The organism is Bradyrhizobium sp. LA2.1 (assembly GCF_040547725.1).
GTDB classification, from domain to species: domain Bacteria; phylum Pseudomonadota; class Alphaproteobacteria; order Rhizobiales; family Xanthobacteraceae; genus Bradyrhizobium; species Bradyrhizobium barranii.
In genome coordinates, this window is sequence record NZ_JBEPQI010000013.1 from 1 (window position 1) to 21,904 (window position 21,904).

At 65.5% G+C, this 21,904-nt stretch carries 21 protein-coding genes; 8 read left to right on the plus strand and 13 right to left on the minus strand.

The window, feature by feature from the left end; genetic code table 11:
* Window positions 1-206: 206 nt before the first annotated feature.
* The 7 genes from ABIB95_RS24555 to ABIB95_RS24585 all read right to left on the minus strand — a co-directional run bounded on the left by ABIB95_RS24555 (window position 207) and on the right by ABIB95_RS24585 (window position 8,304).
* A complete protein-coding gene (locus tag ABIB95_RS24555; protein WP_063981501.1) occupies window positions 207-1,037 on the minus strand; it encodes an ABC transporter permease in 831 nt (276 codons plus the stop codon).
* Window positions 1,034-2,296 (minus strand): ABC transporter permease, encoded by a 1,263-nt coding sequence (locus ABIB95_RS24560; protein WP_354242765.1) that lies wholly within the window; start codon window positions 2,294-2,296, stop codon window positions 1,034-1,036. The genes ABIB95_RS24555 and ABIB95_RS24560 overlap by 4 nt, the downstream gene beginning before the upstream one ends.
* A gap of 46 nt (window positions 2,297-2,342) precedes the next feature.
* Entirely contained in the window at window positions 2,343-3,401 is a 1,059-nt protein-coding gene (locus tag ABIB95_RS24565) for an ABC transporter substrate-binding protein (protein WP_354242768.1), read from the minus strand.
* A 56-nt stretch (window positions 3,402-3,457) separates the two neighbouring features.
* Entirely contained in the window at window positions 3,458-4,582 is a 1,125-nt protein-coding gene (locus ABIB95_RS24570) for an ABC transporter ATP-binding protein (protein WP_354242771.1), read from the minus strand.
* Window positions 4,583-4,711: 129 nt separating this feature from the next.
* Window positions 4,712-6,280 (minus strand): DUF4403 family protein, encoded by a 1,569-nt coding sequence (locus tag ABIB95_RS24575; protein ID WP_354242774.1) that lies wholly within the window; start codon window positions 6,278-6,280, stop codon window positions 4,712-4,714.
* Between the two features lie 136 nt (window positions 6,281-6,416).
* A complete protein-coding gene (locus ABIB95_RS24580) occupies window positions 6,417-7,055 on the minus strand; it encodes a Vgb family protein (protein WP_085405315.1) in 639 nt (212 codons plus the stop codon).
* Between the two features lie 28 nt (window positions 7,056-7,083).
* Complete coding sequence (locus ABIB95_RS24585; RefSeq protein WP_354242777.1) at window positions 7,084-8,304, minus strand: winged helix-turn-helix domain-containing protein; 1,221 nt, start codon at window positions 8,302-8,304, stop codon at window positions 7,084-7,086.
* Between the two features lie 150 nt (window positions 8,305-8,454).
* Between ABIB95_RS24585 and ABIB95_RS24590 the strand changes: the two genes are divergently transcribed.
* Both ABIB95_RS24590 and ABIB95_RS24595 read left to right on the plus strand, forming a co-directional pair.
* Window positions 8,455-9,249 (plus strand): DUF899 domain-containing protein, encoded by a 795-nt coding sequence (locus tag ABIB95_RS24590; RefSeq protein ID WP_354242779.1) that lies wholly within the window; start codon window positions 8,455-8,457, stop codon window positions 9,247-9,249.
* Entirely contained in the window at window positions 9,242-9,505 is a 264-nt protein-coding gene (locus ABIB95_RS24595) for a hypothetical protein (protein WP_354242782.1), read from the plus strand. Before ABIB95_RS24590 ends, ABIB95_RS24595 begins: the two co-directional genes overlap by 8 nt.
* 133 nt (window positions 9,506-9,638) lie before the next feature.
* On the opposite strand, the gene ABIB95_RS24600 is transcribed toward ABIB95_RS24595, so the two are convergent.
* The 3 genes from ABIB95_RS24600 to ABIB95_RS24610 form a co-directional block, all read right to left on the minus strand.
* Window positions 9,639-9,971, minus strand: a complete 333-nt coding sequence (locus ABIB95_RS24600) for a GIY-YIG nuclease family protein (RefSeq protein ID WP_354242785.1) — start codon at window positions 9,969-9,971, stop codon at window positions 9,639-9,641.
* Window positions 9,972-10,177: 206 nt separating this feature from the next.
* Window positions 10,178-10,600, minus strand: coding sequence for a c-type cytochrome (locus ABIB95_RS24605; protein ID WP_354242788.1), 423 nt, complete (start codon window positions 10,598-10,600; stop codon window positions 10,178-10,180).
* A gap of 110 nt (window positions 10,601-10,710) precedes the next feature.
* Window positions 10,711-11,418: a L,D-transpeptidase gene (locus tag ABIB95_RS24610; protein WP_354242791.1), complete on the minus strand. Its 708-nt coding sequence runs from the start codon at window positions 11,416-11,418 to the stop codon at window positions 10,711-10,713.
* A gap of 275 nt (window positions 11,419-11,693) precedes the next feature.
* Here ABIB95_RS24610 and ABIB95_RS24615 point away from each other — a divergent pair, with 275 nt between their 5' ends.
* The 3 genes from ABIB95_RS24615 to ABIB95_RS24625 all read left to right on the plus strand — a co-directional run bounded on the left by ABIB95_RS24615 (window position 11,694) and on the right by ABIB95_RS24625 (window position 14,369).
* Window positions 11,694-12,746, plus strand: coding sequence for a glycosyltransferase family 4 protein (locus tag ABIB95_RS24615; RefSeq protein WP_212485372.1), 1,053 nt, complete (start codon window positions 11,694-11,696; stop codon window positions 12,744-12,746).
* A gap of 35 nt (window positions 12,747-12,781) precedes the next feature.
* Entirely contained in the window at window positions 12,782-13,471 is a 690-nt protein-coding gene (locus ABIB95_RS24620; RefSeq protein ID WP_354242795.1) for a class I SAM-dependent methyltransferase, read from the plus strand.
* Between the two features lie 238 nt (window positions 13,472-13,709).
* Window positions 13,710-14,369: a hypothetical protein gene (locus ABIB95_RS24625; protein WP_208088216.1), complete on the plus strand. Its 660-nt coding sequence runs from the start codon at window positions 13,710-13,712 to the stop codon at window positions 14,367-14,369.
* A 314-nt stretch (window positions 14,370-14,683) separates the two neighbouring features.
* Here ABIB95_RS24625 and ABIB95_RS24630 read toward each other — a convergent pair whose 3' ends face one another.
* Entirely contained in the window at window positions 14,684-16,348 is a 1,665-nt protein-coding gene (locus ABIB95_RS24630) for an aminotransferase class III-fold pyridoxal phosphate-dependent enzyme (RefSeq protein WP_354242799.1), read from the minus strand.
* A gap of 35 nt (window positions 16,349-16,383) precedes the next feature.
* On the opposite strand from ABIB95_RS24630, the gene asd reads away from it, so the two are divergent.
* Window positions 16,384-17,247 carry an archaetidylserine decarboxylase gene (gene asd / locus ABIB95_RS24635; RefSeq protein WP_354242802.1) on the plus strand — a complete coding sequence of 288 codons (864 nt, stop codon included), beginning with the start codon at window positions 16,384-16,386 and terminating at the stop codon, window positions 17,245-17,247.
* A 67-nt stretch (window positions 17,248-17,314) separates the two neighbouring features.
* A complete protein-coding gene (locus ABIB95_RS24640) occupies window positions 17,315-17,878 on the plus strand; it encodes an NUDIX hydrolase (protein ID WP_354242805.1) in 564 nt (187 codons plus the stop codon).
* A gap of 233 nt (window positions 17,879-18,111) precedes the next feature.
* Here the strand turns inward: ABIB95_RS24640 and ABIB95_RS24645 are convergent, their stop codons facing one another.
* Window positions 18,112-19,569, minus strand: a complete 1,458-nt coding sequence (locus ABIB95_RS24645; RefSeq protein WP_354243155.1) for a FecR family protein — start codon at window positions 19,567-19,569, stop codon at window positions 18,112-18,114.
* Window positions 19,570-20,005: 436 nt separating this feature from the next.
* Window positions 20,006-20,791 (minus strand): DUF2147 domain-containing protein, encoded by a 786-nt coding sequence (locus tag ABIB95_RS24650; protein WP_354242808.1) that lies wholly within the window; start codon window positions 20,789-20,791, stop codon window positions 20,006-20,008.
* 589 nt (window positions 20,792-21,380) lie between these two features.
* On the opposite strand from ABIB95_RS24650, the gene ABIB95_RS24655 reads away from it, so the two are divergent.
* Window positions 21,381-21,803 carry a DUF2147 domain-containing protein gene (locus ABIB95_RS24655; protein ID WP_354242811.1) on the plus strand — a complete coding sequence of 141 codons (423 nt, stop codon included), beginning with the start codon at window positions 21,381-21,383 and terminating at the stop codon, window positions 21,801-21,803.
* Window positions 21,804-21,904: the final 101 nt, after the last annotated feature.

Here is a 21,904-nt window from a genome sequence, read left to right on the forward strand (position 1 = left end):
ACCCACGGCCTGCAACGACCTGGGGGTTTGCGGGCTCCCGTCCGTCACCGCAACGTCTACAATAGCAGACCTGCGGCGCTTCGACTTACAAGGGGTCTCTCTCCGCGAGTCGCTGTCTCGCAGTAGGGCGAGCGGACGGATACCCCTCATCCGGCGCTTTGCGCCACCTTCTCCCACAAGGGGAGAAGGAAGAGGAACACCGCCAATCAGGCGCTGCTGCCCTTGAGCCGTTCGTTACGCCGGCGCAAGCCTTCCAGGGTCGCGAGGAGGATGACCGATACCGTCGTCAAGATCACCGCCGCTGCCGTGATGGTCGGGCTGATGTTCTCGCGAATGCCGCTGAACATTTCGCGCGGCAGGGTGCGCTGCTCTGGACCCGCCATGAACAGCACGATCACCACCTCGTCGAAGCTCGTCGCGAAGGCGAACAGCGCACCCGACGCCAAGCCGGGCAGGATCAGCGGCAGGATCACGCGGCGGAACGCATAAAGCGGCGAGGCGCCGAGCGAGGCGGCGGCGCGTGCCAGATTGGTGTCGAAGCTTTGCAGCGTCGCGCCGACCGTGATCACCACAAAGGGCGTCGCCAGCGCGGTGTGGGCCAGGATCAAGCCGAGATAACTGCCGGTCAGTCCGATCGGCGCGAAGAAGAAATACAGGCCGACCGCGGTGATGACGCCGGGCACGACGACCGGCGACAGCACGAAAGCCAGCACGAGCGGTTTGAACCGGCTCTTCCACTGCGCCAGCCCGAGCGCGGCCAGCGTGCCAAGGACCATCGACAGCAGGGTCGAGGCGACGCCGATGATCATGCTGTTCTTCAGCGAATTCATCCAGCGCGGCGAATTGATGAAGTCGTCGTACCAGCGCAAGGAGAGGCCCGGCAGCGGATAGGTGAGATACGAGCCCGAGCTGAAGGACAGCGGCATGATCGCAAGGATCGGCGCAATCAGGAAGATGAACACCAGCGTGGAGATGACGATGGTCGCGGTCCACGCGATGCGCTGGCTGGGCGTGCGGAGGGAAGAATGATCGCTCAATTCTTCATCCCTCCCGTGACCTGCTGTCCCTGCACCAGCTTGCCGTAGACGAGAGCGAGCAAAAGAGTGGCCAGTAGCAGCACCGCACCCAACGCCGAAGCAAGGCCCCAATTGGCCGTCTCGGTCGTGTAGAGCGCGATGAAGTAGCTGATCATCTGATCGGCGGCGCCGCCGACGAGGGCCGGCGTGATGTAGTAGCCGAGCGCCAGGATGAAGACGAGCAGGCTTCCCGCGCCGATGCCGGGCAGGGTCTGAGGCAGGTAGATCCGCAGGAAGGCAGTGGTCGGTGGCGCGCCGAGCGAGGCAGCGGCACGCATGTAAGCAGGCGAGATTGCCTTCATGCTGCTGTACAGCGGCAGGATCATGAACGGCAGGAGAACGTGGGTCATGGCCACGCAGACCCCGAAGCGGTTGTAGATCAGGCGCAACGGCTCGTCGATGATGCCAAGCCAGAGCAGGCTGTCGTTCACGACCCCTTTGCTCTGCAGCAAGACGATCCAGGCGCAGGTGCGGACCAGAAGCGACGTCCAGAAAGGCAGCAGAACGAAGATCATCAGCAGATTCGACCGGCCCGGTGGCAGTGTCGCCAGCAGGTACGCGACCGGGAAGCCGAGGATCAGACAGAGTGCCGTGACGCTGAAGCTGATGAGGAAGGTGCGGGCGAAGACGTTGCGGTAGATCGCCTGGTCTGATGCGGCCGCGACGATCGCACCTTCGACGTTCCGCGTCAGGTCGAGCGCCGCCAGCAGATAGAAGCCGGTCACCGGGCCACCGGCATCCTTGATCGTCGTCCAGGTGGCCCGTTCGCGCCAGGCCGGGTTGATCTTGCCCAATGTCTCCCTGGCTGTGCCGGGCTCCGGCTGCGCCTTCAGATTACGTGCCGTGCTGGTCAGGATCGTACGAAAACCGTTCAGGGCGTAGTTGAGCCGCTTGGCCGCGATGGCGATGGTGCCGGAGGCGCGCGCCGCCAGGATGTCGCTTGCCAGCGCTGCAAAGGCCTTTTCATCCGGCAGGTCCTTGCCGTCCCAGTCGGCGAGAGCAGCGATGGTTTGCGGCAGGACCTGACGCACCTCGCGGTCATCGACCGCGCGCCACAGCATGCCGGCGATCGGGCCTGCGAAGGTGAACAGCAGGAAGACGAGAAGCGGCAGCACCAGCGCCAATGCCTTGACCTGACGTGTCCGCTCCGCACGCCTCAATCGGCGCTTGAGCGGCACCTCGGTCAACGCATTGGCGCCGGTCAAGCGCGCATCCGTCATTGGTCGAGCCTTGGATCGAGCCTTGGATCGAATCTTGCGGGGCGCGTTATTTCGCGGCCCATTTGTTGAAGCGCTCGGTCAGGCGGTCGATGTTCTCGAGCCAGAAGCCAACGTTGATCTCGACCGCGTTCTTGATGTTGTCAGGCGCTGTCGGCAGGTCCTTGAGAACGGCGGGCGCGAGCAGGGCGGCTGCGTCCTTGTTCGAGGTGCCATAGGCGATGTTCTGCGACAGTTTTGACTGGTTCTCCGCCTTGCCCGCGAAGTCCAGGAACTTGTAGGCCGCGTCCTTGTTCGGGCTGCCCTTCAGGATGACCCAGCTGTCGAGAGTGAAGAGCGCGCCGTCCCATACGATGCCAAAATTCTTCTTGTCGTTCTTGTTCGCGGTGTCGATGCGGCCATTGTAGACCGAGGTCATCGCGACCTCGCCGGAGGCGAGCAATTGCGGCGGCTGGGCGCCGGCCTTCCACCAGACGATGTCGCCCTTGATGGTGTCCAGCTTCTTGAACGCGCGCTCAATGCCCTCGTCGGTCGCCAGCACCTTGTAGACGTCCTTCGGCGCGACGCCGTCGGCCATGAGGGCGATCTCCAGCGTGGTCTTCGGGCCCTGACGCAAGGCGCGCTTGCCCGGAATCTTCTTGGTATCGAAGAAGTCGGCCCAGCCGTTGGGGGCGTCCTTCAGCTTGTCCTTGTCGTAGCCGAGAACGAAATCGTACAGGATGGCGCCGACGCCGCAGGGATTGACCGACGGCGGTATATAGGCGCCCTCGCCGCCGATTTTGGAATAATCCATCTTCTCGAACAGGCCTTCCTCGCAGCCGACCGCGAGTTCGTCGCTCTCGACCTGGACGAGGTCCCAGGTGGCGGCACCACCCTGCACCTTGGCGCGCAACACGCCGACGCCGCCGTCCCAGGACTCGTCGTTCATCGCGACGCCGGCTGCTTTCTTGAACGGCTCGAAATAGACCTTCTTCTGGGCATCCTGGTAGGCGCCGCCCCACGACACGACGGTGAGGTCACGCGCCTGCGTGACCGTGGCCAGCGCGGCGCTGGCGCTGAACGCCACGGCGAACCCCAGAGCAATCTTGCCAGTCTTGCGCTTCAGCATGGTCCTTGTTCCTTCTTCATCTGCGTTGCGTTGAGGTTGATCGATGCCGGTCCGGATCAGACGGGATCGAGGGCCAGGCAGTCCTCGGGACGGAAGGTGATGAATACGCTTTCACCAGATCTTAGATTGCCACGTCTCAATCCGTCATGCGTCCCCGGCTGAAGCTTGACCATGAACTCCCCGTTGCCGGCGACATCGAGCACGGCCAGCGCGTGGTCGCCGAGATAGATGGTGTTCTGCACCTTGGCCGGCAGCCGGTTCGGTCCCTCGCTGGAGGTGCCGTCCGGGATGATGGCGATCCGCTCCGGCCGCACCGACAGGGAGGTCGATGCGCCCGCGCCCGATACGTTGACCGCCCGTGCGGTCACGGCGCCGCCACCAGCCAGCGTGACGCGGCAATAGTCCTTCTCGACCGTCTCGACGGTGCCGGACAGCACGTTGTTCTCACCGATGAAGTGAGCGACGAAGCTGTTCACCGGATGCTCGTACAGCGCGTCGGGTCTGTCGATCTGCTGCACGATGCCGTCGTTGAACACGGCGATGCGATCCGACATGGTGAGCGCTTCGCTCTGATCGTGGGTGACGTAGACGACGGTGATGCCCATCGTCTCGTGCAGCTGCTTGATCTCCAGTTGCATCTGCTCCCGCAGGCGCTTGTCGAGGGCGCCGAGGGGCTCGTCCATCAGCACGAGCTGCGGATTGAAAACCAGCGCGCGGGCCAGCGCCACGCGCTGCTGCTGACCGCCGGACAGCTGCCCGGGCCGCCGGTGCGCCAGGGTTTCCATCTTGATCATGCGCAACGCCGCGTTGACGCGCTCCTGCGCCTCGGCCTTGGGCGTGTTGCGAACGGATAGCGGGAAGGCGATATTCTCCGCGATCGTCAGGTGCGGGAACAAGGCATAGTTCTGGAACACCATGCCGATGTCGCGCTTATGCGGCGGCACGTTCTTGATCGGCCGTTCCGCGAGGTAGATTTCGCCATGGGTCGGAACCTCGAAGCCGGCCAGCATCATCAGCGTGGTCGTCTTGCCCGAGCCCGACGGGCCGAGCAGGGTGACGAACTCGCCCTTCCTGATTTCGAGATCGAGGTTCTTCACCACGAGGTGCTCGCCATCGTAGGTCTTCTGAATGCCGGAAAAGCGCACCAGCGCCGGCGCAGGCGTGACCATGCCGGCTTCCATGTTGTCCTCGCGTTGTCCCCTGCAGTGCTGTCAGCACCTCGTTCGAGGTTGCGGGAAACAGCTTAGCATCCTCCGACGAGAATGCCAGCGGCGCAAGCGACGCGCGCGGGTCCGGCGAGTGAAGACGCGCTACATCCCCGACAGCTTCGTCACGTAGACGTTCAGCGAGCCGCCGGCTTCCGCGACGATGCGCAGCGTCTTGGAATCGAAGGCGATGTCGGCGAGGGTCAGGCTGTCGATCTTGGCGTCGACCTTGAGGCCATCCTCGCTCTTCTGGTAGTCGGCGATCGCGGCCGCGATCTTCTCGCGCGCATTGGCGGCGATCGGCTTCAGATCGAGCGTCGCTTTCTGCACCAAGGCCTGCTGCATCTGCGGCACCACCGCGCGTGCGGCCGCGCCGAGCAGGCCGAAGGCGGCCTCGGATTCCACCGCGAGCTGGATGTCGGCGAGCCGCAGCGTCTGCTGCGCCTGGTCGAGCATCGGCCGGCCCCAGATGTGCACGGTCGCTTCGGCGCCGAGACCGAGCCAGCTCTTCTTTTCCTTGGCGCGCACCAGCAGCGAGATCAGGAGACGATCGCCCGACGGCACCACGTTGACGCCTTTCACGGTGACGTCGACCGGGCCGGAGCCGTCCTCGGGATAGGTGTGGCCGACCATCTGCGCCGCGATCAGCTTGTTGATCTCGGTGAAGGGCACGTCGATCGGCACGCCGATGTTCACGCCGGTGCCGGTCGGCGGCACGATCGAGATCTTGTCGGGGAAGGGACAGTCCGGCTTGGTCGACGTCGAGGTCACGCGCGTCTCGAGCTCAAGGCCGAGCAGCAGCGTCACGTTCTGCGCGTCGACGCGCGGCTGCGCCGCGATGGCACGGGTCGGTTTCATCTCGAGCCAGAGCGGCGGCAGCGCGGCCGAGGAGCCCGAGCCCTGCAGCGGGATCGAGCGGCAGGCCTTGGCCCATTGCAGCTTCGCATTCTCGCGCAGCGAGGGATCGTTGCGGATGCGCTCGGAGACGATGTTGATCTGCTCGCCGACATTCTTGTCGATCAGCGGCTTCACCTGCGCCGGCACGTTGACCTTGGCGCCGGAGACATTGAGGTTGGTGTCGCCGAGATTGACCTGGGCGCCGAGATTTGGCTCGAGATGCCAATTGGCCGCGAGCTTCGGGCGCGAGGTGACGACCACGTTGCCCTTGATCTCGGCGCTGGCGTTCAAATTCTTGATGTTGACCGCGCCGATCCGTTTCGCTGCGTCACCGCCGAGCACGCTGCCCAGCGCGTCGCCAAGCGCGCCGGTGGCTTTCGACGACAGCGAGCCCGTCACGTTGAGCTTGCCGTTGAGCGGCGTCGAGATCGTCAGCACGTCCTTGTCGCCGGCAGCCGCCATCGGCCCGCGCACCGCGGACCAGCCGATGTCGGCATTCTCCAGGATCTGCGAGATTGGATTATCGGCCTTGCCGGCGAAATTGCGCGGCGCGGCTTTCTCGGCCTGTTCGCGGATCGCCGATATCGCGATCGCCACCGGCGCCACCACGATCGAGCTCTTCGCGACCGGCGGCAGCGGCGGCAATTGCGCGATCGGCGGCGCAGTCGTCGCCGCGCGCGGCGACAGCCAGTCCATCGCCTTCAGGCTGACGAAAAACGACGCCGCGAGCACCGCCACGGCGATCAGGACAGTCTTCAAGTTCAGCGTCAGTCGCATCAATCCCCCAAGCCACCCAGGGTCGGAAGTCTACAGGGCAGGCGAGGGGGGCGCTAGAGCGCACCGGTGGGGTGGAATTGGGGCGAACAGATTAACGGTTGCGCAGCATCGGTGCCGCGCATCCGTCATCGCGCACCTAGCTGCGCCTCGGGCGGCGAACCGCCCTCACATTGCCGCGATCGCCACCGCCGCAGAAGAAGCGGTCGCCGCCGTCGGACTCCAATCCTGACACCATCGTCCCGGCGGGCAGGTCGAGCTGCTCCAGCACCTTGCCCGTCTCAGGATCGATCCGGCGCAAATCGCTTTCCTCGCCCTCCCAGGTGCCATGCCAGAGCTCGCCGTCGACCCAGGTGACGCCGGTCACGAAGCGCTTGCTTTCGATGGTGCGGAGGATCTTCCCCGTTTCCGGATCGACCTGATGGATCTTGCGCTCGCGGTACTGACCGACCCACAGCGAGCCCTCCGCCCAGGCCAATCCGGAATCGCCGCCGCCGCCCGGAGCCGGAATCGTGCTGATCACCTTGCCGGTGGCGGCGTCGATCTTCTGGATGCGATCCTCGGCGATCTGGAACAGGTGCCGGCCGTCGAACGCCGTCCCCGCATGCGCGGCGACATCGATGGAGCGTGCGATCCTGCCGTTGGCCGGATCGACCGCATTCAGCTTGTCGCCGGATGCGAACCAGACATGGGTGCCGTCATAGGTGACGCCATGCACGGCCTCGACACCCGCAAAAGGTCCGTACTCCCTGACGATCTCGGCGGCGGAACGCTTCATGTGCTTGATCCCTCTGATGTGATCCAACTTACGCCTTCAGGAGCGGTCCGGGGAGTAACAAGCCTGTCGGGAAACCCGGGACGGGCGGGGTCATCCAGCGCCGTGCCCGGCCGTGTCCGAACGATTGCACCTTGTTCGCCCGCGCCAGCTCTTCGAGGGCCCGCTGCACCGTGCGCGCGCTCGTCCCCAGCGCCAGCGCGAGCGCCGAGCTCGACCAGGGCTCGCCGTCGGAGAGGACGGCGAGCACCGCGGCGTGCTTCTCCTCGACGGGACGTGCCAGCACGAGGACGTCGCGCGTCTTGCGCGGCGCCAGCACAAAACCCTGCTTCGTCGCGCTGATGTCGGCCAGCGGCTTGAGCTGGGTGCGGAGCCGCCCGATCTCCACGCGCAACCGCGCGCGATGCGATTCATCGGCGTGCTTCGCCCGGAACGCGCCTGATATCAGCGCCTCTCGCGAGACGTCCGCGGGCCATGCCTGCGCCAGGAGGCGGGCGAGCGCGAACAGCACCGGCCGCGTTCCGAGCGAGACGATGCGGCCTTGCCTGCGCAGGGCATGATGAAAGGTGTCCACGACGAGCGCCGTCGAGGTCGCCAGTCTTTCGACCTCCCCGAGCAACAACGGGTGCTCGCTGCCGCGCGCGATCAGGCGCGCCGCCGGCGTGTCGAGGATGAGGTTCGCGCTGTCGACCTCGGCCACGAGCGCCGGGATCTTGGCCTGCCGAGCTGCGTGGGCCGCGCGGTTGAGCGCCGCGCGCGCATCTTTTGCTCTCAGCCGTCTGATGGCGATGCCGGCGACCACGAGCTCGCGGACCACTTGCGATGCAGGCGGGAGCGGGGAGGGGCTGAGCTCGGCCAGCGTGCGCTCGGCTTCGTCGAGCTGCCCGACGAGGAGGAGGCGGCGCGCCTCGATGTGGCCCGCATGGGCTGCATTGGCGAGATCGCCGTGCTGTTCGAGCGTTGCGCGGGCCGCCGCGAGCGTTTTCACCGGCCAGCTCAGGTCGCGCGAGACGAGCGCGATCTCGGCTTCGGCCACCACGCATCTCGCGCGCGCCACCGCCTCTCTTGGACCGAACGCGCGCGCGGCACTCCGCAGCAGCGTCTTCGCTTTCGCGAGATCGCCGAGCTGCGCCATCGCGATGCCGCGTAGCGCCAGCGACGGTGCATCGTTGCGCAGCGCAACGCGGTTGAGCGCGCCGAGCGGATCGCCGGCCTCTAACGCGCGCGCGGCGGCCGTGATCAGCGACTCCATTCAAATCCCGCCACACTTGTTACTCCCACCGCGCAACCGCTTGGTGCCAGAAATCGTTGACGACCGACAATGTGCGGTGAGGGGCGAGCGGTTCCGCGTCTGTCGTAGCGCGACGCGGAATGACCGCCCGGACAAGAGGAATGGAGAGCCATGATGACATCAGCAGACAACGCAGGAACTAACGGACAGGCCGCCATGCAAACACCGCCGGTGGTGTCGCCGCAGGACTGGGAGGCCGCCCGTCAGCAACTGCTCGTGAAGGAAAAGGCGCATACCCGTGCCCGCGACGCCCTCGCCGCCGAGCGCCGGCGCATGCCGTGGATGGAAGTCACCAAAACCTATGCGTTCGAGGGGCCCGGCGGCAAGATCAGTCTGGTGGATCTGTTCCAGGGCCGGCGGCAGCTGATCGCCTACCGGGCCTTCTTCGAGCCGGGCGTGCTCGGCTGGCCCGATCAAGCCTGCCGGGGCTGCTCCATGGTGGCCGACCAGGTCGCCCATGTCTCGCATCTGAACGCCCGCGACACCACGCTGGTGTTTGCCTCGCGCGCGCCGCAGGCCGAGATCATCAGGCTGAAGCAGCGGATGGGCTGGACCATGCCCTGGGTCACCGTCACCGACAGTTTCGACGCCGATTTCGGCGTCGACGAATGGCACGGCACCAACGTGTTTTACCGCGATGGCGACCGCATCTTCCGCACCTATTTCGTCAAGAGCCGCGGCGACGAGCAGATGGGCGGCACCTGGAACTATCTCGATATCACCCCGCTCGGCCGGCAGGAGGTCTGGGAGGACTCGCCAAAGGGCTATCCGCAGACGCCAACCTACAAATGGTGGAACTGGCACGACAGCTACGCGGAAGGCGCTGCGCCCGACAAGAAATGGGTGGAGATCTCGACGGCCGGCGAGAAGGCTTTTCGCGAGGAGGCCGCGGAAGGCCGTGACTAGTCCCGCCAACGTGGCCATCGGCGCGAGCCGCGATGGCGTGGTGGCCGCACGCCACCTCGCCAGATGGCTGGCTCTGGCGGCAACGCCGACCTTCGCGATCATGGCCGTGTTGACGGCCGTGCTCGGCGGCCCGGCGGACATGTTGTGTGCCGCCGGGTACGGCTCTGTGCTGAGTGGGATGGTGCCGATGTATTTGCTGATGAGCGCGTTTCATTCAGCGGCCTGGCTGAGGTTGATCTCGGAGCGGGGGCGGTAAAGGGCTTCCGCCGGCGTGAACGCCTCGTCCTTCGAGACGCGCGCAAGAGCGCGCTCCTCAGGATGAGGCTAACTAGCGCCTCGTAGGTTAGTGCAGGTCCTTCGAGGAAAACCTCGAGCCGCGCACTCCGCCCTCATCCTGAGGAGCCCGCCGCAGGCGGGCGTCTCGAAGGATGATGCGATCCGCGCTTTGCCAATTCATGGAGCTCGGCAAAATCTCCGCGTATGAAGGCTTCCTTCTTGGCGCGGCTCCATTTCTTGAGCTTGCGCTCGCATTCGATCGCGTCGGTAATCCGGTCGAACCATTGCGAGAAGACCAGGGTCACGGGCCTGCGTGACTTCGTATAGCCGCCGAACGTGCCAGCGTTGTGCTGCGCGATTCTGACCTCAAGCTCGGTGCGCGTCGTGCCGATGTAATAGCTGCCGTCGACGCATCTGAGAATGTAGAGGTACGCGCCTTCTGTCATCGTGCCCGCCCCATCCTTCGAGACGACCGCTTCGCGGTCTCCTCAGGATGAGGCTAACTGGCATCCGTGACGTGGTGCAAGCACTGTGGACAGATTTGCGGCCACGCACTCCGTCCTCATCCTGAGGAGCCCGCCGGAGGCGGGCGTCTCGAAGGATGCGCCACAATCGCATCGCAAACCAAAATGCAGCGGTGCACCGTGGCCCGCTACTGTGAACCCGACGCCGCCTGCAGATACGCAACTACCTTGGCCGCGTCCTCCGCGGAGACACCGCCATACGGCTGCATCTTGTTGCCGGACACGACCTCATCCGGCTTGACCATGAAGCGGGTTAGCTTGTCCGGATCCCAGACGAAGCCGGCGTCTTTCATCGACGGGGAGTAGTTGTAGTTCGGCAGCGAGCCGGCCTTGCGTCCCACGATCTTGTTGAGATTGGGACCGAGGCGATTGTCGCCATCCTTCACCGAGTGGCAGGTGCGACAGGAATTGTTGAAAGCCTGCTGAGCCGCCTCGTCGTTCGCCGGCTGCTGGGCGAGCAAAGAGGGCGCAGACAGGAGCAGCATCAATGCGCCGGCACCAGCGATCGAGCGCAGCCATGGACCTGGCGACATTTGCCGGCGTGATCGCATCCGCGCCTCCGAACAGTGCTTCTCCAGGCGAGGCCGCCCGGAGAGCATGATGCAAACGAAAACGGCCCCGGTGGGTTCCGGGGCCGTTTGCGTCACAATGTCCTGTCGCGTTAGCGCGTTGCGGCGCCGAGATCCGCGCGGCGTTCCGTCATCGGCAGCACGATCACCTTGGTCCCGACGTTGACGCGGGAGTAGAGGTCGGTGACGTCGTCGTTGGTCAGGCGGATGCAGCCGGACGAGACGTGCTTGCCGATCGTGTCGGGGGCGTTAGTGCCGTGGATGCGGTAGATGGTGCCGCCGAGATACATGGCGCGCGCGCCGAGCGGGTTGCCGGGGCCGCCGGCCATGTGGCGCGGCAGATAGGGCTGGCGGGCGATCATTTCCGGCGGCGGGGTCCAATCCGGCCACTCGGCCTTTTTGGTCACCGACTGCACGCCGGACCAGGTGAAGCCGTCGCGGCCGACGCCGATGCCGTAGCGAACGGCCTGACCGTTGCCGAGCACGTAATAGAGATAGGTGTTGGGCGTATCGATGATGATGGTGCCCGGCGCCTCACGTGTTGCGTAGGTAACGGTTTGGCGGCGGAAGCGGGCCGGCATCTCGACAGCGTCCTGATCCTCGGACGGCGCGGCCTGGTAAGGCGTCGCCTGATAGGGCTGGTACGGCTGCGGCGCGGCCATCGGCGGCAGCGGCTGGAAGAACGGGAAGAACTGCACGGGCGCGGCCTTGGCCGGACCGGCAAATGCGATAGCGGAGATCGCGACGGCGCTGAGCGCAACCGCGCGCGAATACGTCTTGAACGTGTCCAGATTGATCATTGATCGCCCCTGTTTGATCGGTGTTTCTTGACCACCGCGGCACCGTTTCGGTGCTCCGTTGCCCAATTCACTAACGGCAAAACGTTTCGGGAGCTTTGCGCGGAAAACCGAAAACGGTTTCATGGCGGAAAGGATTTGTTTCATGACGGTTTCGTGGCGGCGCGGACCCGTTAACCAACAAAACAGCGGGCCGACACTTCTGTGACGTCACACGCCTGAAATATCCGTGGTTGATGGTCCTAAGCCGAGAATCATCAAACTCTCGGGATTTCCCCATGCGGGTATTAATCGCGACTGACGCCTGGCATCCGCAGGTTAACGGTGTGGTCCGGACGCTGACCTCGCTGGCGAACGCGGCCAAGGCGCTCGACGTCGAGATCGACTTCCTCACCCCGGACGGTTTTCGGTCCTGGCCGCTGCCGACCTATCCGGGCCTGCGCATCGCGCTGCCGAGCGGCAAGGAGATCGCGCGGCGGATCGAGAAGGCGGCGCCGGAAGCCTTGCACATCGCGACCGAGGGGCCGATCGGCTGGGCCGCGCGCGCCTATTGCCGCCGCAACCGCCTTGCCTTCACCACCTCCTACACGACGCGCTTTCCCGAATACGTCTCGGTGCGGACCGGTATCCCTGATGCCGTCGGCTATGCCGTGCTGCGCCACTTCCACGATGCCGCCGCGATGACCATGGTGGCGACGCCTTCGCTGCGGCAGGAGCTCTCCGAGCGCGGCTTCAAGCGGCTCGGCTTCTGGACGCGCGGCGTCAACACCGAGCTGTTCCATCCCGACGCTCCGGCCAAGCTCGACCTGCCGGGTCCGATCTTCATGACCATGGGCCGCGTCGCCGTGGAGAAGAATCTCGAAGCGTTCCTCTCGCTCGATTTGCCCGGCACCAAGGTCGTCGTCGGCGACGGCCCGCAGAAGGCGGCGCTCGAAAAGAAATATCCGGATGCCGTCTTCCTCGGCGAGAAGAAGGGCGCGGATCTGACCGCGCATCTCGCCGCCGCCGATGTCTTCGTCTTCCCGAGCCTGACCGACACGTTCGGTGTGGTGCAACTCGAGGCGCTCGCCTGCGGCACGCCGGTGGCGGCGTTTCCGGTGACGGGCCCCAAGGACGTCATCGCCGATCATCCGATCGGCGCGATCGACCATGATCTGCGTACCGCGTGCCTCCGCGCGCTCACCATGTCGCGCGAGACCTGCCGTAACTTCGCGCTGGAGCGTTCCTGGGAAAACAGCGCGCGCCAGTTCGTCGGAAACCTCACCTCACTTCAGCCCAGCCGCATCCTGCGCGCCTCGCCGGTCATGGCGCGGCGGCCGGTGCGCGGCTGATCTGCAACGTTTGACCCACAGCGAGAACCTCATCGATGGCTAAGATCATGAACCTTGACGGCACCCAGCAGCTCGACCTCACCCGTGGCACGGTTGAGCAGGCCTATGACCGCTGGGCGCCCGTCTACGATCTCGTGTTCGGCGGCGTGTTCGCCAAGGGCCGGCAGGCCGCGATCGCGGCCACCAACAAGATCGGGGGCCGTGTGCTCGAGGTCGGCGTCGGCACCGGCATCTCGCTGCCGCTCTACGCGCCGCATCTGCGCATCTTCGGCACCGACATTTCGGAAGCGATGCTCGACAAGGCGCGCCAGCGCGTCACCGAGGGCAATCTGAAGAATGTCGAGGGCCTCGCGGTGATGGACGCCGAGAAGCTCGAATTCCCCGACAATTCCTTCGACGTCGTGATGGCGCAATATGTCGTCACCGCCGTGCCGAACCCGGAAGTGGCGCTCGACGAATTCGCCCGCGTGCTGCGCCCGGACGGCGAGCTGATCATCCTCACCCGCGTCAGCGCCGATACCGGCATGCGCCGCTTCATCGAGCAGAAGCTCCAGCCGGTGGTGCGTCCGCTCGGCTTCCGCACCGCCGAGTTCGCCTGGTCGCGTTATGCGAAGTGGCTGGCCGGTGCCAAGGGCATCGAGCTCGCCGAGCGCCGCCTGATTCCGCCGCTCGGCCATTTCTCGCTGGTGCGCTTCCGCAAGGTCGACGTCGCCAAGGCAGCCTGACCGTCACTCCTCATGGTGAGGAGGCGCGTAAGCGCCGTCTCGAACCATGAAGGCCCGTGCTGATGCAGCTCGGCCTTCATCCTTCGAGACGCGCGTTCCGCGCTCCTCAGGATGAGGGGAGAGAGTAACACGTGCGTCATCGCGCCGCTGCACATCGTCACATGACAAAATGATGATGTCACACGGCCTACATCGAATCCCTGTAAATCCTGAACCCGAAAGCATTTTGGGGGAGAGCATGATCAAGAATTATCTCGAGCAGCTGCGGATCCAGCGCTGGGACGACCATCGCTACTATCACCACAGCCGCATCAATCAGAGCCTGCACTTCGTCAGCGCGCTGAGCTTTCTCTTCGCCTATGTCTGGCTGTTCGTCGATCCCATGATCTCGGCGCTGGTCGGCTGGCTGGTCTCGATGACCTCGCGCCAGGCCGGTCACTTCTTCTTCGAGCCGCACGATTACGACCACATCAACCAGGCGACGCACGAGTACAAGGAAGACATCAAGGTCGGGTACAACCTTCAGCGCAAGGTGGTGCTGATGGCGATCTGGGCGGCCTCGCCGCTTGTGTTGTTCGTCGATCCGACGCTGTTCGGCCTGTTCACGCCCTGGGCGAGCGCGACCGATTTCATGCGGCAGGTCGCCAAGATCTGGCTCGTGATCGGCGGCGGCGGTCTGTTGTTCCGCACCGTGCACCTGTTCTTCATCCGCGACGTCGAGACCGGCCTGGTCTGGATGACCAAGATCCTGACCGATCCCTTCCACGACCTGATGCTCTATCGTAGCGCGCCGCTCGCCCTGATGCGCGGCGAGCTGATGGACCCCGGCCTGCACCTCAACCCCGAGCACACGCTGGGCCTCATCTCCGAGCCCACGCTCGAAGAGCAGCACGCCTGAGCGCGCCGCGCACACAAAGCACTCCGATGTCAGTTTGCTACGTCATGCCCGGCCTCGTGCCGGGCATCCACGTCTTGGGGGCCTCGAGCGCGGTACTTCCTTCGCCTCTCCCCGCGCGCGGGGAGAGGCCGGAGCGCATCGAAGATGCGATCCGGGTGAGGGGGAGTCTCCGCGGGGGTGCTGCTAGCCGATTGTCCGCCAATGCTCACCGCGCCCGCGGAGACTCCCCCTCACCCCAACCCTCTCCCCGCAAGCGGGGAGAGGGGGAGGAGAGACCTCGCCCCGGAATGACAGTGGTGGTGGAAGGAAGAGCCTCAGCGCCCAAAACGCTTGGCCAGCATCTCTTTCAAAATCTGCCGCTTGATATTCTTGTTGGTGAGCACGCCGTCGTGCCACCAGAAGCCATCGGCTTTCATCTTCTCGGCCGCCCGGACGAAGCGCTCGGCGACCTCGGTGAAATCGGCGTCGGTGTAGTTCAGGCTGAAGATCAGCCGTCCGGTGCCGACCCAGCTCAGCGACAGGCCTTCGGCGCGCAGGTAATATTGCAGCATCCAGTTGTAGCGGGACGGGGTGGTGTATTTCACCGTCCAGATCGACGAGAAGTTCGCAAACTGCACCGGCAGCTTGGCGTCCGTCATCATCTGGTTGAGCTTCTGGACGCGGCCGTTCCAGGTCGTGTCCAGGCCGTCGTAGATGGCACGGAAGTTCGGGCTGGCAAGCCGGCTCAGGAACTCGTCCATCGCCGTCATGACGTAGGGATGCGAGTTGAAGGTGCCGCGGGCAAAGCAGATGTCGGCGGGACGATCGTCGCGGAAGCGGCGCATCAATTCCTTCTTGCCGCAGACGACGCCGACCGGCAGGCCGCCGGCAAGGCTCTTGCCGTAGGTCACCATGTCGGCCTTGACGCCAAAGTACTCCTGGGCGCCGCCGGCGGCGAGACGGAAGCCGACGAAGACCTCGTCGAAGATCAGCGCGATGCCGCGCTCGGTGCAGACTTCGCGCAGCTTCTTCAGCCACTCGGTATACGCTGCGCGGTCAAAGTTGCCGCCGCGGGAGGAATCGACCAGCGAGGAATCGCCGGGCGCGTTGCCGTTCGGATGCAGGCCCTGCAACGGATTGACCAGCACGCAGGCGATGTCCTTGCGCGTGCGCAGCACATGCAGCGTCTTCTCGGACATCTCGGCGAGGGTGTAGGTCTCGTGCGCGGGAATCGGATTGCCGACGCCGGGCTGCACGTCGCCCCACCAGCCGTGATAGGCGCCGGCGAAACGAACGAGATGCGTCCGCTTGGTGTGGTAGCGCGCAAGCCGCACCGCCTGCATGACGGCCTCGGTGCCGGACATGTGGAACGAGACTTCGTCGAGGCCCGAGATCTGGCAGAGCCGCTGCACATTCTCGAGGATGACGGGATGGTAGGGGCCGAGCACGGGGCCGAGTGCATGCGCGCGCTTCTCCGAGCCCTCGATGCACTCCTTGTAGAAGTCGTTGCCGAAGATGTTGACGCCGTAGGACCCGGTGAGGTCGTAAGAGGTGTTGCCGTCAACATCCGTGACGGTGACGCCGCTGGACGATTCCATGAAGGTCGAGGTGCCCAGATGCTCGCGGACGAGGCGCGAGAACTGGAACGGCACGCGGTAGGTTTCGGTGAAGTGCAGGTCGGAGATCTTTTCCGCCGCTTCCTTCGTCATCGCGCGGCCCTTGGGGTAGCGCTCGGCGTAAAGGCTGGCGAGGCGGAAGAAGGCGTCCTTGCGCTGCTGCACCACGTTATCAGGCGCGCCGTCGCAGCCGAAATACTTGTCGCCCTCGAACTCGTAGAACGGGAGCAGCTTTGCCACCCGGCGCGACATCTTGGAGTGCCCGGCGAGCGACCGGTGCTTGGCGCGGGACAGTTCGATCCGCGCTTTGATCTTCGGGAAGGCGGCGGCAGCGGACGCTGCGGCGGCCACGGAAAATGAGAGAATCGGGAGTGTCGTTTCCATGACAACAAGCGCTAATACTGCGAGCTGACAGATTCATGACAGTCAAAGCCCTCATCGCCTCTTTCACCCAGCAGGAAGACCTCAACTTCCTGTTGACCAACCGCATCCCCCGCGCGGCCCTGACCCGCTTCATGGGCCGGTTCTCCAAGATCGAGAACCCGCTCGTCAGGGACTTCTCGATCGCGCTGTGGAAGCTGTTTTCCGACCTCGATCTGTCGGAGGCACGCAAGACCCACTTCAAGAGCCTGCACGACTGTTTCACCCGGGAGCTCAAGCCAGGGCTGCGCCCCTTTGATCCCGACCCCTCCATTGTTGCCAGCCCCTCGGACGGCATCGTCGGCGCCCATGGCCGGATCGCCGACACCGAGCTGTTCCAGGTCAAGGGCGCGCCCTATTCGCTGCTCGACCTGCTCGGTGATTCCGCGCTCGTGGATCAACACCGCAACGGAAGCTTCGTCACGCTGCGGTTGACCTCGAGCATGTATCACCGCTTCCATGCGCCCTATGATGCACATATCGAACGCGTCACGCTGATCCATGGCGACGTCTGGAACGTCAACCCGATCGCGCTGAAGCGGGTCGAGCGCCTGTTCTGCAAGAACGAGCGCGCAGTGATCCGCACGCATTTGTCGACCGGCGAAGCCGTGACGCTGGTGCCGGTCGCCGCGATCCTGGTCGCGAGCATCCGCCTGCACTTCCTCGACATGGTGCTGAACGCGCAGACCCGCGGGCCGGTCAATTTCCCCTGCGACGTCAACGTGACCAAGGGCCAGGAGCTCGGCTGGTTCGAGCACGGCTCCACCATCATCATCCTGGCGCCCGGTGATTTCAACTTCTGCGACGGCATTGGCGAGGGCACCCGCATTCGCGCAGGTCAAGCGCTGTTGAAGAGGAACTAGCCTTCAATCCGCCGCGTCGGCAGCCTATATCGTCGGCGGGCCGATTGGATCGACACGGAATCTTGTGATGGCGCGGGCGCCGGTGATGGCGGCGGGTGGTATTGTGCTGCGGCGTGGCGCGCCGCCGCTGGTTGCGGTGGTGCGCCAGCGCAAGCGCAACGAATGGGTTTTGCCCAAGGGCAAGCTCGACGACGGCGAAACGCCGAAGGAAGCCGCGCACCGCGAGGTGCTGGAAGAGACCGGCCACGATGTGGCCATCCACGAATTCCTCGGCACGCTCGTCTACCAGTCGGGAGGGCGCTCCAAGGTCGTGCATTTCTGGCGCATGGAGGCCGAGGGCGGTCCGGTTCGCAAGCTGATGAACGACATCAAGGCGGTGGACTGGCTGACGCTGGAGGATGCGCTCGCGCGCCTATCGCGCGAATATGAGCGGGCATTCCTGGTGCAGGTCGGCCCGATCGCGCTTGCCGCCGCCGGGCTCGCCTCTTCGCCGGCGCCCGAGCTGGTGCCCGCGACCGACGACATCGATGTAGCTTTGCAACCCCTGACGCCCGCTGAAGCCGCCTCAGTCGACGAACTGCGTCATGGCCTGTTGCAGAAGGTGAAGGCCTGGCTGCGCGGCGAGGCGTGAGTTGTCATCGCGCCCTGCTTGCGGGTGTGGATGTCTCCGCGAGTTAGCGTGGTTGGATCGCGCGAGCTCTCTCAAGATCGTCATTGCGAGCGCAGCGAAGCAATCCAGAATCTTTCCGCGGAGGGACGCTGGATTGCTTCGCTGCGCTCGCAATGACGGAGGAGGCTGAACGCGCTCGACGTCGACCCTCATGGTGAGGAGCGCGCACCGAGCGCGTCGACGCACGCTGGACTTTACCGCCGCTCTTTCTTCTCCTTCGGAGCGGGCGCCGGTCTGCGCGGTGCTGCGGGACGTTGCGCGGCGGGGAGGCGCTGCTGGAATCCGCCCTGGCGCTGGATGCCGCCTGGCTGCTGAGCCGCAGGCGGCTGGCCCGGCTGCAATCCGGTGCGCGGCGTTTGCGGCTGCGGCGCCGCGCCCGGCTGCGACGGTACGACTCCGCCGGGCTGCGCCGGGGTCTGTCCGTTTCGCTGCGGCTGCGTCTGCAGCGCGCCGCCGGGCTGCGTGCCTTGTCCGGTACGCGGCGCACCTGCTGGCTGTCCCGCACCTTGCTGCTGACCTGGTTGCTGCTGGCCCTGTCGTTGCTGGCCTCGCTGCTGCTGACCTTGACCCGCGCGCGGTCCACCCGGCTGCACCGCACCACCTTGCCGCTGCGGCGGCTGGGCGCCCTGGCGGCCCGGCGTGCCCGGCTGCTGCTGACCCGGACGGTTGTTCTGGCCGGGCTGGCCGTTCGGCCGCTGCGGCTGCTGGCCGGGCGCTGTCGTCGGCCGCAATTGCTGCTGCTGCGGTGGCTGGGTCGGCCGCGGAATGCGGCTGATCGCGGTCGGATTGGCGCGGCGGAAGTCGCGCTGCTCGGTGACGATCTGCCGGCCCGTGGTCTGCGCCAGATGCACCTGGCTGACGAAGCCGCGGTCGCGCGCGATCTGCTGCGGGGCGATCGTGATCGGCACGGCGGCAAAGCGCATGCCGCCTGCGCTGCCGGCGCCCGGGCGGATCGCAAAACCGCTTGCGGCCTGCGTCAACGCGCCGAGTCGCGTGCCGCTGGTGCGGTCGTTGACCTCGATGTGGCCGACCCGGCCGTCGGCGTCGGGATAGAGCTTGATGTTGACGTTATTCGCAGTACTGGCCGTCGCGCCTTCGGGAACGTCGACGACGCCGGTGGTGCCCCGGATGCCGAGCGTTGCGGTCGGCGTTGCGATCTTCATGTCGCCGGTCTTCGCCACGGCTGCCGCAACGAAGGCAACGGTGCCCTTGCCGATGTCGAAGATCGCCGAATTTTGCTTGCCGCCGTCCTCATAGACGTAATTGTCGATGGTGATCTTCGCGCTGGCGGAGAGGTTGAACGTGGTGGCGTCGTTGAAGGTGATGCCGAGCGAGGAGTTCGACGAGGTCTGCACGACGTCGTTGAGATAGATGTCGTCGCGCACGCGCAGCGGATACGAGTTCCTGTCGCGGACCACGGTTGCGATCCCCGTCACGGTCGCGACGTTGCCGATCGGCTCGACGGCGGCGGGTTGCGCGTCAGTGGCGGGCGCAGGTGAAGCCGACGGCGTCGGGGAGGGGGCGGGATTTGGCTGCGCCTGAGGCTGGGCCTGCGCAAGCTCGATTGCATCGGATGCGAGCGCCACGCTCGCGCCGGCCAGCGGCAACGCCAGCAACGGAAGCGCGAAGACGAAGCGGCGCCAAGCCACCATTGATGTCACGAGGAAGTCCCGGTGAGAGCGCGAGGCGAGATCGGCCGATATCAGCCGGGGTTAGCTGAATGGCGGATGAACATGTGTCGCATGGACGGGGCGAACGTTCAAACGGCGCTCTCTCCCCTCATGGTGAGGAGCGCGCCCTTGCGCGCGTCTCGAACCATAGAGGCCTAGCTGTCGATCCGGGTCTCGCCCTTCGAGACGCCTGCTGCGCAGGCTCCTCAGGGTGAGGGGATAGAGTTTGTTCGCTTGTGGCGCGGTGTCTCTCAGATCGTCATGGCCGGACTTGTTCCGGCCATCCACGCCTTGACGCGCGGTACTGAGAACGTGGATGCCCGGGCCTTCGCCTCGCCGAAGCGGCTTCGGCCGCGCAGGCGGGACAAGCCCGGGCATGACGATCATTGTGCACCTGTCGAGGATGACACCTCCGGTGTCAGCTGACGCGCTTCCAGGTCTGGCCGCCGCAGAACATGCCGCCGAAGGCACAGCCCTGCACGCGCATCGCATTCGGGCCCTTCATCGCGATCGTGGAGTCGTAGTTGCGGCCGGAGTCGGGATCGTGGATGCGGCCGCTCCACTTCGCGCCGTCGGGCTTCATGTTGATCAGGATGCGCTCGTTGGACTTCATGGCGTAACCGCAGAGATTGGCGCCGCACTGTTCGACGCGGACATTGCCCTTGTTCTCTTCGGTCGCCCAGACGCCGATCGGCGTGTTGGCGGCTTGCACGGGCGCGGCGGCAACCGGCGCCGGAGCGGGCGCAATCGCGACCGGTGCAGGCGCGGCAACGGGAGCCGCGACGGGCGCGGTCTGTGCGGTGTTGTCGTAGCCGGCGGTCGGAGCGGCGGCAACCGTCGTGGCGGGAGCCGCGGGGGCGGCGACAGCAGGCGCTGCCGGCGCGGTCGCCTGCAGCGGCGCCTGTTGCACGGGCTGCTGCTGCACCGGAGCCGGCTGCGCGGTCGTCGTGGACGGAGCTGGCGTGGTGTCGTCGTCGTCGTCCTTGGAGCCGCCGAGGCCCTTGAGGTTGATGTTGTTCAGCTTGATCGGCTTATCCGACAGGCCCGGCGCCACGATCGTCACGCAATTGAGCGAGGCGCAGTTGCGCGGCGTCTCGATGCGGATGTGCTGGCCTTCGATCTCGAACGCAATCGAGTTGCCGGCATGCGCGGCGGCAGTCGAAACGAGGAAGAGCGTGGTGGCGGCGATGGTGAGCTTGTTCATGGCAACCTCTGAAAATTGTGCCGGTCTGAACTGGTGTCGCTGGTGGATGAAGCGTGGTTCGACCCTACGCCGGGCCTGTCCCGACTTCTGTGATGGACGTCACAACGGACCGCGTCGGCTGGGTGAGGCAGCGCACATTCAGCGGCAAGTCAGCCCGCGTAACCTCGTCGCGACACAGAGGGAGGCGCCGATGAAGCGGCTTGCGACATCGCTTGGCACATTGATCGCTTTGGTGGCGATGGCGTCGTCAGCCCAAGCCGGTTCCTACACCTTCTCGATCGGCGGCCACCGCTTTCATGTCGAGGCGCCGCGGCATTGCCGGTCTGCTTCCTGCGTGTCGGTTTCATCCAATCGCAGCCTCCGGCCGAGGAACGATGTCGACACCACACCTGCTCCGCCGCCCGCGGTCGCGCCGCAGCAACCGGCTTGTCCGGTAGCTCCGGTCAGGCCGGCGCCAGCGGCCGTCGTCGTGGCACCGCCCGCGCCGCCCGCCCCCGTCATGGCCGCGGCCACATCGCAGCCTGTTGTCTTGCCGCCGCCAAGACACGAGACGCCGAGCCCCAATCCGCCGAGAGTTGAGCTGCCGCGCATGGAGGCGACGACCGTCGCTCCGAGGCCCGACGAGACTTCATCGATCGCCCAGCGCAGCGATGACGAGCCGGCTTATTCGCCGCTCGGCGAATGGGAGAGCGTAGGCGCCAAGGGCACGGTTCGCATCGAACGCTGCGGCGCCGCGCTGTGCGGCTATGCGCTGACCGAAGCCTCGAGCCGGGGCGAAAGCGTGCTCGTCAACATGAAGCCGAAAATGCACAACGCCTGGACCGGCAGCATCTACAGCCGTTCCAGCGGCAGCACCTATTATGGGACGATGACGCTGACGGCCTCCGGCAGGCTTCGCGTCGAAGCCTGCGCGCTCGGCCACTTCTGGTGCTCCGGCAACGACTGGACGCGCGTCGAGGAGCGGCGGCAGAAGGTGATCACGACATCACGGCAGTGGGGGGCAAGGTCGTAGCGTTTCTCTTACCCTCGCCCTGGAGGGGGAGGGTGGCAGCATCCCCTGTCCAATTTGTAATCGTCCCGCACCGAACCTGCTTTTCGCTTGCACGCGACCGA